9 protein-coding genes and 2 riboswitches are annotated in these 13,579 nt (G+C 67.0%); of the genes, 3 read left to right on the top strand and 6 right to left on the bottom strand.

Annotation, left to right across the window (positions count from 1 at the left end; translation table 11 throughout):
- Positions 1-7 precede the first annotated feature (7 nt).
- The 5 genes from galU to AC56LU_RS00600 form a co-directional block, all read right to left on the bottom strand.
- Entirely contained in the window at positions 8-898 is an 891-nt protein-coding gene (gene galU / locus AC56LU_RS00620) for a UTP--glucose-1-phosphate uridylyltransferase GalU (protein WP_497173654.1), read from the bottom strand.
- 16 nt (positions 899-914) lie between these two features.
- Positions 915-3,266 (bottom strand): NAD-dependent DNA ligase LigA, encoded by a 2,352-nt coding sequence (gene ligA, locus AC56LU_RS00615; protein ID WP_497173653.1) that lies wholly within the window; start codon positions 3,264-3,266, stop codon positions 915-917.
- 7 nt (positions 3,267-3,273) lie between these two features.
- Positions 3,274-4,503: a cell division protein ZipA C-terminal FtsZ-binding domain-containing protein gene (locus AC56LU_RS00610; RefSeq protein WP_497173652.1), complete on the bottom strand. Its 1,230-nt coding sequence runs from the start codon at positions 4,501-4,503 to the stop codon at positions 3,274-3,276.
- The gene (gene smc / locus AC56LU_RS00605; RefSeq protein ID WP_497173651.1) at positions 4,500-8,024 is read right to left on the bottom strand and encodes a chromosome segregation protein SMC; all 3,525 of its coding nucleotides are present in this window, start codon (positions 8,022-8,024) and stop codon (positions 4,500-4,502) included. Before smc ends, AC56LU_RS00610 begins: the two co-directional genes overlap by 4 nt.
- Positions 8,025-8,145: 121 nt before the next feature.
- Positions 8,146-10,467, bottom strand: coding sequence for a DUF1631 family protein (locus AC56LU_RS00600; RefSeq protein ID WP_497173650.1), 2,322 nt, complete (start codon positions 10,465-10,467; stop codon positions 8,146-8,148).
- A 251-nt stretch (positions 10,468-10,718) separates the two neighbouring features.
- On the opposite strand from AC56LU_RS00600, the gene AC56LU_RS00595 reads away from it, so the two are divergent.
- Positions 10,719-10,925: a hypothetical protein gene (locus AC56LU_RS00595; RefSeq protein ID WP_497173649.1), complete on the top strand. Its 207-nt coding sequence runs from the start codon at positions 10,719-10,721 to the stop codon at positions 10,923-10,925.
- Between the two features lie 76 nt (positions 10,926-11,001).
- On the opposite strand, the gene AC56LU_RS00590 is transcribed toward AC56LU_RS00595, so the two are convergent.
- On the bottom strand, positions 11,002-11,574 hold the full coding sequence (locus AC56LU_RS00590; RefSeq protein WP_497173648.1) for an ATP-dependent Clp protease proteolytic subunit: 573 nt from the start codon (positions 11,572-11,574) through the stop codon (positions 11,002-11,004).
- Positions 11,575-11,741: 167 nt separating this feature from the next.
- Positions 11,742-11,828: riboswitch (glycine riboswitch) on the top strand.
- A gap of 19 nt (positions 11,829-11,847) precedes the next feature.
- Positions 11,848-11,948, top strand: a riboswitch (glycine riboswitch).
- 61 nt (positions 11,949-12,009) lie between these two features.
- Here AC56LU_RS00590 and gcvT point away from each other — a divergent pair.
- Both gcvT and gcvH read left to right on the top strand, forming a co-directional pair.
- Positions 12,010-13,128, top strand: coding sequence for a glycine cleavage system aminomethyltransferase GcvT (gcvT, locus tag AC56LU_RS00585; protein WP_497173647.1), 1,119 nt, complete (start codon positions 12,010-12,012; stop codon positions 13,126-13,128).
- Positions 13,129-13,192: 64 nt separating this feature from the next.
- Entirely contained in the window at positions 13,193-13,573 is a 381-nt protein-coding gene (gcvH, locus tag AC56LU_RS00580) for a glycine cleavage system protein GcvH (protein WP_497173646.1), read from the top strand.
- The last annotated feature ends 6 nt before the right edge of the window (positions 13,574-13,579 follow it).

Genomic DNA, 13,579 nt, shown 5'->3' with positions numbered 1-13,579 from the left:
CGCACGCTCACACCTTGCCCTGCTCGCACAGCCCGGCGAGATAGGTGCGGAAACCGGCGGCGGTCTCCGGATGCTTCAGGCCGATCGCGGCGGTCGCTTCCAGGTAGCCGATCTTGGAGCCGCAATCGTAGCGCTGGCCGTCGTAGCGGTAGGCCAGCACGCGCTCGGCCTGCATCAGGGCGGCGATGCCGTCGGTCAGCTGGATCTCGCCGCCGGCGCCGGTGCCGAGGTTTTCCAGATAGCCGAAGATCGAACCCGACAGCACGTAACGGCCGACCACGGCGAGCGTGGACGGGGCCACTTCCGGCGCCGGCTTTTCGACGATGCCCGACACCAGTTCGAGGCCCGGACGGTAGCCGGAGGCGCTGACGATGCCATACTGGCGGGTGTTCTCGCGCGGTACGTCCTGCACCGCCAGGATGCTCGAGCGCTCATAGGCATACAGGTCGGTCATCTGGGCCAGCACCGGCCGCTTGCCGGCGTCGGTATCCATGAAGTCGTCCGCCAGCAGCACCGCGAAGGGTTCGTTGCCGATGACCGGGCGCGCGCACAGGACCGCATGGCCCAGGCCCAGCGGGGCCGACTGGCGGATATAGATGCAGGTGACGTTCTTCGGAATGACGCCGCGCACCGTTTCGAGCAACGCCTGCTTGCCGGCCGATTCCAGTTCGGATTCGAGCTCATATGCTTTGTCGAAGTGGTCTTCGATGGCGCGCTTGTTGCGGCCCGTGATGAAGACCAGCTCCGTAATGCCGGCCGCCACCGCCTCTTCCACGGCGTACTGGATCAGCGGCTTGTCCACGATCGGCAGCATCTCCTTGGGCTGGGCCTTGGTGGCGGGAAGGAAGCGGCTGCCCAGTCCGGCGACAGGAAAGACTGCTTTACGAATCAGCGTCATTTTTTCTTTTACTCCCTCAGGTGTTGAGCAGCGCCAGCAGGCCTGCTTCGTCAAGGATGGTAACGCCAAGTTCTTCCGCCTTGGCGAGCTTGCTGCCCGCCTCCGCGCCGGCCACCAGGTAAGAGGTCTTTTTCGAGACCGAACCGGACACCTTGCCCCCGGCCTCCTCGATCAGCGCGCCCGCGGCGTCGCGGCTCATGGTCGGCAGGGTCCCGGTCAGCACGAAGGTCTTGCCCGCCAGGCGCCCCTCCGGCGCGTCGGCTTCGACCGGCAGCTGGGCCAGCAGCCCGGCGCGCAGTGCCGCCAGTGCGGCCAGCCGTTCCCGGCTGCCGGGCAGCGCCATCCATTCTTCCAGCGCGGCGGTAACGCCGGCCGGCAGGCCGAACACACCGAACACGTTCAGGTGCGCCAGCGACGCCAGCGTCTGCCCAGCCCCCAGCAGCTGGCGCGCACGTGGCTCGGTCAGTTTCGGGATGCCGAGCGCTGCCAGCAGCTTCACTTCGTCGAGCTTTTCGCGCAGCTGGGCCTTCGGTGGATGCTCGCCCTGGGGCGTCACTCCGGCAGCCAGCAGCGCGTCGATCGCGCGCTGGTTGCGTTCTTCGGCGAAGAATTCGGCGATGGCCTCGGCCACGGTGCCGCCGATGTCGGGCAATACGCGCAGCAGTGCTTCCGGCGCCTGGCGTACCAGCTCGAAACGTCCGAGCCAGTCGGCCAGGGTTTTTGCGGTCGATTCGCCCACATGGCGGATGCCGAGCGCGAACAGCAGGCGTTCCAGCGGCGGGGTCTTGCTGGCGGCGATCGCTTCGAGCAGATTATCGGCCCACTTGGTGGCGACCTTGCCCTGCTTTACGGTTTCTGGGGTGGTGCCCTCGCGCTCGTCGGCCAGCCGTTTCATCTTGAGCAGGTCGTCCAGAGTCAGCTTGTAGAGATCCGCGATGCCGTGGACCAGGCTGCATTCGACCAGGCTGTCGATGTAGCGGTCGCCCAGGCCTTCGATGTCCATCATGCGGCGGCCGGCGAAGTGGCGGATCGCTTCCTTGCGCTGGGCGGCGCAGGTCAGGCCGCCGGTACAGCGCGCAATCGCTTCGCCTTCCTCGCGCACCACATGCGAGCCGCACACCGGGCAGGTGTCGGGCAGCTTGTAGCGCATCGGCTCGGGCATTGGCCGGCGCTCCAGCACCACCGACAGCACCTCGGGAATCACGTCGCCGGCGCGCCGCACGATGACGGTGTCGCCCACGCGCACGTCCTTGCGCAGCACTTCGTCCTCGTTGTGCAAGGTAGCGTTGGTGACGGTCACGCCGCCGACCGACACCGGATGCAAGCGGGCTACCGGCGTGATGGCGCCGGTGCGCCCTACCTGGACGTCGATCGCGGACACGGTGGTCAGCGCTTCCTCGGCCGGGAATTTGTGCGCCAGTGCGAAGCGCGGCGCGCGCGACACGAAGCCAAGCTGGGCCTGGTCGGCCACGCTGTCGACCTTGTACACGACGCCGTCGATCTCATAGGGCAGGCTACTGCGCTTTTCACCAATGCCACGGTAGTAGCCGAGCAGGCCGTCGAGGCCGCTGACCACGGCACGCTCTTTCGATACCGGCAAGCCGAGTCGGTCGAACCAGTCGAGCACACCGGAATGGGTTTCCGGCAGCTCGGCGCCCTCGAGGCGGCCGATACCGTAGGCGAAGAAGCGCAGCTTGCGCTGGGCGGTAATGCGCGCATCGAGCTGGCGCAGGCTGCCCGCGGCGGCGTTGCGCGGGTTGGCGAATTCCTTCTGCCCGGCGTCGCGCTGGCGCGCATTCAGGCGCGCGAAGTCCTCCTTGAACATCAGCACCTCGCCGCGCACTTCCAGCACGCTCGGTATTTCGCCCAGTTCTTCGCTGCCGTGTAGGCGCAGCGGAATTACCTTCACGGTCCGGATGTTGGCGGTGACGTCCTCGCCGGTATAGCCGTCGCCGCGCGTGGCCGCCTGCACGAACACGCCGTTCTCGTAGCGCAGGCTGATCGCCAGGCCGTCGAACTTCAGCTCGGCAGAATACGCGACCTGCTTTTCTTCGAGCCCGTCGCGCACGCGACGGTCGAAGTTCTCGACGTCGTCGTCCGCAAAGCCGTTGTTCAGCGAGAGCATCGGCACCGAGTGCGTCACCTGCTTGAACTCGGGGATCGGCGCGGCGCCGACGCGCGACGTCGGCGAATCGTTCTTCACCGCCTGCGGGTGCGCGCTTTCCAGCGCCTGCAGCTCGCCGAACAGGCGGTCGTACTCGGCGTCCGGGATGGTCGGCGCGTCCAGCACGTGATAGTTATAGATATGGCGGTTCAGTTCCTCGACCAGCCAGGCCATCCGGTCCTGGACTTCCTGTGGGACCGTCATGCCTGCCTCAGACGAACAGGCGCAGGGCGCGGGTCGAACCGGCCGGGATGTCGGACGCTTCCATCTCCTGGTAGAACTCGGCCACCTGGCCCTTGATCTCTTCCAGCGCGGGGTCGGCAAGCGGCTGCTCGAAGTCGTCGACGATGGTCGCGTCCAGGCGCTGGGTCAGCTCCTTGGCACACTTGACCATGGCGCCGAAGCCATCGCGGCTCGGGGCGACGCAGGGGACGTCCAGCAGCAGGGTCAGGCGGTTGGTGGTGTCGGCGCCCAGGGTGACGTTGGTCGACAGCGTAAACAGCACGCCGCCCTGCTCATCCGGCATTGAGAAGCGGCCATCCGGACGCACGTCGAAGCCCTGGGCTTCGAGCGCCTTGATGAGGGGCGAGATCGCCCACGGCGCGCCATTGGCGGCCAGGTTCACGCCCAGCTGGGCGTCGTGGCCGGCGACGAAACGGTGCAGCGTGCGCGCTTCGCTCATCACCTCGATCATGTCCGGCACTTCCGGCTCGGCGCCGATCTCGTCGGCCACCGCGCGCAGGCGCGTCACCAGCTCGGAGTACTCGATCTCGTTCAGGGCCGTGGTGCGGGTGGCCATCTGCACGCCCGCCTGCAGCTTGGTGTACACACCGCCGTGCACGATCGGCTCCCAGTCGCCACTGACGGCGAAGCCGACGTAGTGGATCGGCTTGTTGCCGACGCGGCGCAGCTTCGAGAGCGCAGGCAGGATCTTGTCGCCGCGCAGCGCGCCTTCGAAGTTCAGCGGGATGATGCAGTCGATCAGCGGGTCGACCAGGCTTTCGGCCAGTTCGCTGGGAGGCGTTTGGGGTGTCGTGCCCGGCAGCGGCGCGGCAGGTTCCAGCGAGGCGATCGTGGTGGGCGTGCGCGGGGCAGCCGGCGCGGCAGCGGCAGCAGCAGGCGTCGACGCATCGGCCAGGGGCGCGGCGGCGTCCAGCCGGGACTGGCCCGGCACGACGTCGAGCGGCGCGATGGATGACTCGGCGCCGAGGTCCAGCACCGGCTCCTGGCGCTCGATCGGGCCGCGTTCGACCGGGTCGCGATCGACCGGGTCGCGTTCGAGCGGCGTCTCGCCGCTGTGCATCAGGACATCGTCATGATCCGATGCGAAGGCGCGCTCGACGCTCTTGCGGGCCTTGTACTCCTGCCACTTGTTGTAGGAGATGACGCCGACGACAAACACGCCGCCCGCTGCGATCAGGGTCATTTGTAAATCAGTCATGCTGCTTGTGCCTCAGTAGCGAAATTCGCGGCGGACTCCATGTCCACCGCGACGATGCGCGATACGCCCTGCTCCTGCATCGTCACACCGATCAGTTGGTTGGCCATCTCCATCGCGATCTTGTTGTGCGAGATGAAGAGGAATTGGGTATGGTCCGACATGCGCTTGACCATGCGGCAGAAGCGCTCGGTATTGGCGTCGTCCAGCGGCGCGTCGACCTCGTCCAGCAGGCAGAACGGCGCCGGGTTCAGGCGGAACATCGAGAACACCAGCGCGGTGGCGGTCAGCGCCTTCTCACCGCCCGACAGCAGGTGGATGGTGGCGTTCTTCTTGCCCGGCGGCTGGGCCATCACCTGCACGCCGGAATCGAGGATCTCGTCGCCGGTCATTACCAGCTTGGCCTGTCCGCCGCCGAACAGGATCGGGAACAGCTCAGAGAAGTGGGTATTCACGCGGTCGAAGGTGTCCTGCAGCAGATCGCGGGTTTCGCGGTCGATGCGGCCGATCGCGTCTTCCAGCGTATTGATGGCTTCCTGCAGGTCGTTGTTCTGCGAGTCGAGGTATTGCTTGCGCTCGGTCGCCTGCGCCAGCTCGTCCACCGCCGCCAGGTTCACGGCGCCCAGCCCGCTGATGGCATTGCCCAGGCGCGTGACCTCGCCCTGCAGGTACTGCGCCTTCATGTCCGGCGTGAGTTTCTCCGCCAGCTCCGATTCGACCGCGCCGGTGGTGGCCAGCGCCTCGGCGAACTGCTCCTGGTTCAGGCGCGCCGCCTGTTCCTTCAGCTGCAGCTCGGTGATGCGGTCGCGCTGCGGCTGCAGGCTGCGCTCGTTCCCCATGCGCAGTTCTTCGAACTGGCGCAGCTGCTGGGTGATCTGGTCGAGCTCATGGCGCGCGTCGGAAAGGGCGCGCTCCTGGGTGCTGCGGCGGTCCAGCAGTTCCTGCAGGCCTTCGTGGGCGGTGCCCGCTTCCAGCGCTTCCAGTTCGAGCTTGCCCGCGCCCAGGCTGGCCGCGACCTGGTCGGCCTGGCTGGCGGCGGTGGCGATGTTGCGGCGCAGTTCCTCGATCCTGCTGCGCTGCTGGCGTTCGGCGAACTGCGCCTCTTGCGCGCCACGTTCCAGGTCGCGCAGCTTCTGGCGCGCCTCGGCGAGCAGCTGCTCCTTTTCCAGGAAGGCGGTCTGGCCGTCCTCGTGGCTGCCCTGCAACTCGGCCAGCTCCATGTCGAGCTGCTCGAATTCCTGTTCCGCCTCGGCTGCGGCTTGCCTCTGCTCGGCTTCCTGGGCCGCGATTTCAAGCAGGTCGGCGGCGATCTGGCCGCTGCGCTGGTTGAAGCGCGCCTCGACCTCGCTTTGCTTGAGCACCTCGATCTGCAGTGCGTGCGCCTCGCGCTGCAGCGAGGCGGAACGCTGGCGCGCATCCTGCAGCCGCCGGGTCAGTTCGCTGGCCGCGGCGTCGGCGCGGGTGGCGCGCCCGCGGGCTTCATCCAGCAGCAGCGCCTGCGCGCGCAGCTGCTTGCCGATGTTGTCGATGTCGTGCTGGCGCGCCAGCATGCCGTCCTGCTCGGCGTCCGGCGCATGGAAGCGCACGCTCGAGGACGTGACCAGGTGGCCCTGGCGCGTCACGAAGCTGCCGCCCGGCGGCAGGCGGCCGCGATTGACAAATGCCTCGGCGGCGTCCTGGGCCACGTAGACGTGGTGCAGCCAGTCGTTCAGCACGCCCCGCAGGCCCGGTTCATTCAGGCGCAGCAGGCTCGCGAAAGGCTTCATGCCGGGGATCTCGGCCGCCACGGGTGCGCCGGGCGCCGGCGAATACAGGGCCAGGCGCGCCGGGGGCGCATCGCTGAAAAAGGCCTTGGCCCAGTCGAGGTTCGACATTTCCAGCGCGCCGGAACGCTCGCGCAATACGGCCTCCAAGGCGGTTTCCCAACCTTCCTCGATGTCGAGCTTCTGCCACAGGCGCGGCAGGCCGGATAACTCGTGCTTGTCGAGCCAGGGCTGGACCTTGCCCTGGGTCTGCACCCGCTCCTGCACCTGGCGCAACGCAGCCAGGCGCGCCTCGAGCTGGGCGTTCGCCGCGGATTCCTGCTGGACCTGCGCGTGCGCGTCCTTGCGTTCCTGTTCCACCGCATCCTGGCGCGCCGTGGCCTCCTCTAACAGCATGGTCTGCTCTTCCAGCGCCAGCTGCTTTTCTTCCGCCTGCATGCGCAGGTTGTCGAGGGTGGCGCTGTCGGGCAGGTTCAGGCCGTTGCGTTCCTGCTGCAGTCGCTCGCGGCGTGCGGCCAGGCTGGTGAGGATGTTGGCGGCATTGCGCTGGTGGGCGCTGGCCAGTTCGATGCGCTGCTGCACCGCCATGATGCGGGTGCGCGATTCGTTCGAGCGCTCCTGGGCCTGGCGCCAGGCGGCTTCCAGTTCCGGCACGCGCTCGCCGTGGGCCTCGACCGCGATCTGGGCCCCTTCGGCGCGCGCGCCGAGTTCTTCCAGCGTGATCTCCGCCTCGCCCAGTTGCTCTTCGTATTCCTGGCGCTGCGCGACCCATTGGTCGCGCTGCGCGCCCAGGGTGCCGAGCTGGTTCTGCAGGCGGGTGCGCGACTCGACCACGAACTTGATCTGCGCCTCCAGGCTGCCTATCTCGGAATTGGTCTGGTACAGGGCGCCCTGCGCCGTGTGCAGGCGGTCGCCGATGCTGAAGTGCGCCTGGCGCATGTTTTCCAGTTCCAGCTCGACGTTGCGCAGCTTCGCCGTCTGGGCCTCGAGCGCGTTCTGCGCTTCTTCGACCTCGCGGAAGAAGCGGACCTGCTCGGCTTTCGCCTCATTCTTGCGCAACAGCCAGAGCAGCTTCTGCTTTTCTTCCTGCTCAAGCTGCAGCTGGTGGAAGCGCGTGGCGACCGCCGCCTGGCCTTCCAGCTTTTCGAGGTTGGCATTCAGCTCACGCAGGATGTCCTCGACCCGCAGCAGATTCTCGCGCGTGTCGGACAGCCGGTTCTCGGTCTCGCGGCGGCGCTCCTTGTACTTCGAGACCCCGGCGGCTTCTTCGAGGAACACGCGCAGCTCTTCCGGGCGCGACTCGATGATGCGCGAGATCATGCCCTGGCCGATGATGGCGTAGGCGCGCGGACCGAGGCCGGTGCCGAGGAAGATGTCCTGGATGTCGCGGCGGCGTACCGGCTGGCCGTTGATGTAATAGGTGGACGTGCCGTCGCGCGTGAGGGTGCGCTTGACCGCGATCTCGGCGTACTGCCCCCACTGCCCCGCCGCCTTGCCGCCGCTGTTGTCGAACACCAGTTCTACCGAGGCGCGCCCGGCCGGCTTGCGGTAGGTCGAGCCGTTGAAGATCACGTCCTGCATCGACTCGCCGCGCAGCTCCGAGGCCTTGGATTCGCCCAGCACCCAGCGTACGGCGTCGATGATGTTCGACTTGCCGCAGCCGTTCGGGCCGACCACGCCGACAAGCTGGCCGGGCACCTGGAAATTGGTGGGATCGACGAAAGACTTAAATCCCGACAATTTGATGGAGGAAAGGCGCACGTTGCTTCGGTCAGGGCTGGAGAGTCGTCAAAGGCCCAATCATACCATTTGTTGATTGCATTTCGGCCAAGAATGACTCTTGCGAACTCGACAATTCAATACCGGGCGCACCCCAAAGACGCTAGCCGGCCCGTACCCCGAGCGAAGGATCGTTCATGGCGGACTCGCCCGCGGCCTGGGTCAGCACCCGGCCGACTACGCCCTCGGCGGCGAGCACCCGGATGCTGCCGGTGCGGAAGGCATCGAGCAGGCGCTCGGCCGGCAGCGAGAAGGCTTCCTGGCGGCCGGCGCCGGAGAAGATGAAGAGCGTGCGCAGCGGACTGACCCAGGCCAGCCGCAGCTTGCGCACGCCGGAGGCGCCGCTGAACTCGACCCGCATGCCGCGCTCCATGGCGGCCAGGGCCGCGGCGGCCGGCTCCAGCGCCGCCTCTTCTTCGGCGACGGCGGCCTGCTCCTGGGCGATGCGACGAAGCGCGTCCTGCTGGGCGGCTTCCACCGCCAGCTCCAGCTGGCGCTCCGGCGACAATTCGATCGGAGCACGGACGATGGTGGCATGGCAGTCGGCCAGGGCGGCGAAGAACTGCAGGCGCTCGGCATCCTGCCAGCCGACGGCGTCGAGCCATTTGTTGAGGGTGGTGAGCAGCCCGGGCAGGCGCTTGATCAGCGCCTTGCGCTCCTCCTGCGTGGCCTTGGGCTTGACGCTCCAGATCAGGTCGTCCATGGCGCGGGTGGCGTTGTCCACCGCGCCCGGCTTGCTGTCCTCGATGGTGTAGGCCAGCGTGAGCACCGGTGTCCAGCGCCCTTCCAGGAAGGTAGCGACCAGCGCCACCACCTGTTCGCCGGCCAGGCGCAGCTCGACCGCTTTCCTGGCCGAGCGGCTGGCCGCCGCCGCTTTTTCCTGGCGCGTGGCCTGCGCGATTGGGCCGGCAATGGCCTCGGCCTGCAGCTGTTCGCGCTCGGCGATGCTGGCTTCCAGCTCGGCCACCGCAGCGGCAAATGCTTCCGGGCGGGCTTCGTGGCGCACCTTGTCGACGCCGCGCCGCATCGCGTGGTAGACCGGGTCGTCGGCATCGCCTGGACCAGCGCCGCGCTCCCAACCGGCGCTCGACAGCAGGTCGAGCATGCGCCGCGCCGGATGCGCCTCTTCGAAGAAGAAACTGCGGTCCTTGAGCGCGGCCTTGAGCACCGGCACCTGCAGGAAGGCGATCAGCTCGCGGGTCTCCTGCGAAATGGCGTCGTCCAGCAGCACGGTCTCGAAAACGCGCGACAGCAGGTCGAGCGTGGTCTCGTCGCCACGCGACAGGCTGCCGCGCGGCAGGCTTTGTTTCAGGCGCGGCAGGTAGAACACCTCGTGCGGGGCGGCGGCGCCGCCGCCGGGGCCGCCCGGGACGGGCCCGGCGCTGGCCAGGCCATCGAGCATTGCGATCAGGGTCGCGGGGATCGGCGCCGCCGTCCCCGCGGCCGGGGCGGGAACAGCGTCGCGCTGCCCGGCGACTTCCCTGCGCGCTGTGCTGGCAGGCATGGGCTGGCCGCCGGATGCCGGCGCGGCTTTGGCTGCGGTGTAGCCTGGCGCCGCGCTGGGTCGCCAGCCGCTGCCCTGCGGCAGGTCGGGAATCACGGGTATATCCAGCCCGGCCTCCGCCGCCCCTTCGGCCGCGCCGAACAGCCGGCGCAGCTGCTGCGTCACGGCCGCGTCGCGGCGCGCCCGCGCGGCTTTGGCGGCGGCGCTGTCGTCGGTCTTGGCGAAGCGCTGGTCGCCAGCGCGCGCGCGCGCCGGCTTGAGCCTGTCGTTGAGGGCATCGAAAATCGGGCCGAGGTCGAACACCACGCCGGCGCGCAGCAGCGGCACGACCAGCCCATGCGCCGCCTGGTCCGGCTCGAATTCGCACCAGGCCTCGCGCAGGGCGCGCAGGAAGACATCGGGCCGGAAGGGATTGTGGTTGGCGCGCACCAGTTCGCGCCCCAGCAGCACGCCGAGGCGCACGCCCAGGCTGGCCAAGCGTTCCGAATGCTGGATGTCGAAGGGCCGGCTGATCGCCGCGAAGGCCAGCTGGCTGTCCATCTCTTCCAGCGGCACCAGGCTCAAGGTGAGCGGGGTATGCGCGACCGGCTTCGCTGCAGGCGCAAGCAAGGCCATTTCCTTGCGCAGCGCGAGCTCGATGGCGGTCGAGGCCAGGTGGACGAAAGCGTAGGCATTGTCCCGGAGCAGATTGCCGGAGCGGATGCGGCGGCCTGCCTCTTGCGGATCGCTGCCGGCGCTCGTCATATCCAGCAGCACGGCCGTCATGCGGGTGACCGTCTCCTTCAAGGCGTCGGCAGCGTGGTCGGCCGCGATACTGACGAGCTCGTCCAGGGTCGCCTGCTGCGTGCTGGCGGCCTTGCGGGCGGCGGGTGTCTGGGCAAGGTTCACGGCGGTGACGATTCGACGAGGAGATTCGAGCATTGTGCCACATTATTTCCATATGGCAATGAGAAAGATGCATATCCGTTGTGATGCCGGCGGCATGCCGTTAACGAAAGGCCCCTGCCGGCAATCATTCCTTGAGAACGTCGGTGAGTGTCCTACACTGGTTCACGCCCGCATCCGATACCGGTTCATCAGTACCGAACGCATGATGGCTCGACCGGTAACGCTGCGGCAAGCCTCCACAGCGCGGCAAGCAAGACATTCCTCCACACTGAAAGGAAATGAACATGGCCTCGAATCAAGGTAAATCGAAGCAAGGCGGCAGCTCGCAACAGCACGCCGAAGCCGGCCGCCAGGGCGGCAGCAAGCAGTCGGGTTCGGGTTCGGGCTCCAGCTCGGGTGGCAATGCCGGCAGCGGCGGCACCCGCGGCGGCACCCCGGAGCAGCATGCCGCAGCCGGCCGCCAGAGCCACAAGAACGACAAGAAACGCTGATCGCGTGGCAGGCGCTGCCTGCCGCAGCCAGCATTGTCGAGAGGCCCACTGCATATATGCGATGGGCCTTTTTATTTCAGATGTTGCGCAGCATGCCGCCCTTGGGCGGCCGAAAATCGCGAACGTCGTTGACCAGTCCCGCGGCCTTGGCGTCGCGCGAGTTCAGGTGCAGGTCGGAATACTGGTGAATCGCCCACTGCTCCGGCGTCAGCTCGACGCACTTGCGCAGGATCGATTCGGTCCGCGCGTCGTCGGCCCTCAAGCCTTCGACGATGATGTTCAGCGCATCCGGCCGCGAACCGGGCGAGGCCGTCGCATGCGACTTGTGGATCATGAAGCGCGCCGTTTCGCTGCAATAGCGCTCGGTGCCGGACAGGTAGAGGATCACCGCGATCGAGGCCACCGCCCCGCCGTTGTACATGACGAACTTGATCGGCGCATTGGCCATGAAGTTGTGCAGGCAAAGGCCGTCGCTCACATAGCCGCCGTTCGACTGCACCAGCACATGGGCCGTCTCAATGCCGTCCTCGTTCATCATCGACACCGCTTCGAACATGCGGTGCACCATGTCACTGTTGACGTCGCCTGACAGCGTAAACCACGCTTCCTTGGTTTCCTTGGCATGTTCCTGTGCTTTGTCTTCGCTCATCGTTTTTCCCCACTGCAAAGTATGTAAGATAAGTGTAGCAAAACATGCCTGCAGGCCCGGTGGGCGCGTGCCCCAATAGTGCGCGGCAATTCTTTTTGGCAAGCGCCAATCCGCAGTGCGAAAGCCTCCAGTCGGTTGACACCGAACCAATGCTGGCATATCCTCCGCAGTCTTGACCGGGAGAGCGCAGGAACACCTGCCGCCGAAGGGGCACTACCCACAAACTCTCAGGCAAAAAGGACTGGTCAGGGAGCGGCAGCGCACGGCGCGGCCCGCTCACACTCTGGAGAGCGGCCCCACGCGACATGGGGCCCACCGAAGGGGCAGGCGGCGCATGCCGCTATCTCTCAGGTACCAAGGACAGAGGGGATACAGGCACCCGCGAGCGCAGGTTCGCAAGTGCACGCACCCCTATTTCCACTGCCCGAGGATTCCATGACGCTCAAAGCGACCCCGCTCAATTCCGCACACCGCTCCCTCGGAGCCAAGATGGTCGACTTCGGCGGCTGGGACATGCCGGTCAACTACGGTTCCCAGATCGAGGAACACAATGCCGTGCGTACCGACGCCGGCATGTTCGATGTGTCGCACATGTGCGTCGTCGACCTCAAGGGCGCCAACGTGCGCGCTTTCCTACGCGGCCTGCTGGCCAATAACGTCGACAAACTGCAGGTCCCGGGCAAGGCCCTGTACTCCTGCATGCTCAATCCCGAAGGTGGCGTGATCGACGACCTGATCGTCTATTACTTCAGCGAAGACTGGTTCCGCCTGGTCGTCAACGCCGGCACCGCCGAAAAGGACGTGGCCTGGATGAGCCAGCAGAACGACGCTACCAATTCCGGCGTCACGATCACCCAGCGCCGTGATGGCAACGATCCGATCGCGCTGATCGCCGTCCAGGGCCCGAACGCCCGCGCCAAGGTATGGCAGGTGCTCCCGGGCACCCAGGCCGCTTCGGAGCCGCTCAAGCCTTTCAACGTCGTGATCGTACCCGACACCCCCTTCGGTGAAGTCATGGTCGCCCGCACCGGCTACACCGGCGAAGACGGTTTCGAAATCGGCGTCCCGGCCAGCCAGGTCGAAGCCCTGTGGAACGCCTTTGCCGCCGCCGGCATCAAGCCGGCCGGCCTGGGCGCGCGCGACACCCTGCGCCTGGAAGCCGGCATGAACCTGTACGGCCAGGACATGGACGACAGCGTCAACCCGCTCGACGCCGGCCTGGCCTGGACCATCGACCTGGTCTCGGAGCGCGACTTCATCGGCAAGGCCGCCCTGAAGGCCAAGGGCCAGAACGCCAACTTCGTCGGCCTGATCCTGCGCGAAAAAGGCGGCATCCTGCGCGCCCACCAGAAGGTCGTCGCCGCATCGGGCAACTCCGGGGAGATCACCAGCGGCACCTTCAGCCCGAGCATGCAGCAGGCGATCGCCCTGGCGCGCGTGCCGCTGGACGTCGCCGTCGGCGATACCGTCCACGTCGAAATCCGCGACAAGAAGCTGGCCGCCTCGGTGGTAAAGCTGCCGTTCGTGCGTAACGGCAAGGTTCTGGCAGTCTAAGAACCGCAGTCCAAGAACAAAACCAATTTATACTACCGCCTCACCCTCTACCGGAGCCTTTTATATGAACATCCCAACCGACCTGAAATACACCGAGTCCCACGAGTGGGTGCGCCGCGAGGCCGACGGCAGCCTGACCGTCGGCATCACCGAGTACGCGCAGGACGCCCTGGGCGACATCGTGTTCGTCGAGCTGCCGCAGGTCGGCAAGGCATTCACCGCCGGCGACGACGCCGCTGTGGTCGAGTCGGTCAAGGCCGCCAGCGACATCTACGCCCCGGTGTCGGGCACCGTCACCGCGGTGAACCAGCCGGTCGCCGACGCGCCGGACTCGATCAACCAGGACGCCTACGGCGCCTGGCTGTTCAAGCTGGCCCCGGCCGATGCCGGCGCCTACGACAAGCTGATGGATGCCGACGCCTACGGCAAGACCACCGGCGAGTAAGTTTTT

The organism is Telluria sp. PB2R4 (assembly GCF_059685695.1).
This window is presented reverse-complemented; position numbering and strand designations above follow the sequence as displayed.

What these genes read in the sequence shown, in the direction of transcription:
- galU (WP_497173654.1), bottom strand. Translation starts at nt 898, where the DNA reads ATGACGCTGATTCGTAAAGCAGTCTTTCCTGTCGCCGGACTGGGCAGC.
- ligA (WP_497173653.1), bottom strand. Translation starts at nt 3,266, where the DNA reads ATGACGGTCCCACAGGAAGTCCAGGACCGGATGGCCTGGCTGGTCGAG.
- AC56LU_RS00610 (WP_497173652.1), bottom strand. Translation starts at nt 4,503, where the DNA reads ATGACTGATTTACAAATGACCCTGATCGCAGCGGGCGGCGTGTTTGTC.
- AC56LU_RS00600 (WP_497173650.1), bottom strand. Translation starts at nt 10,467, where the DNA reads ATGCTCGAATCTCCTCGTCGAATCGTCACCGCCGTGAACCTTGCCCAG.
- AC56LU_RS00595 (WP_497173649.1), top strand. Translation starts at nt 10,719, where the DNA reads ATGGCCTCGAATCAAGGTAAATCGAAGCAAGGCGGCAGCTCGCAACAG.
- AC56LU_RS00590 (WP_497173648.1), bottom strand. Translation starts at nt 11,574, where the DNA reads ATGAGCGAAGACAAAGCACAGGAACATGCCAAGGAAACCAAGGAAGCG.
- gcvT (WP_497173647.1), top strand. Translation starts at nt 12,010, where the DNA reads ATGACGCTCAAAGCGACCCCGCTCAATTCCGCACACCGCTCCCTCGGA.
- gcvH (WP_497173646.1), top strand. Translation starts at nt 13,193, where the DNA reads ATGAACATCCCAACCGACCTGAAATACACCGAGTCCCACGAGTGGGTG.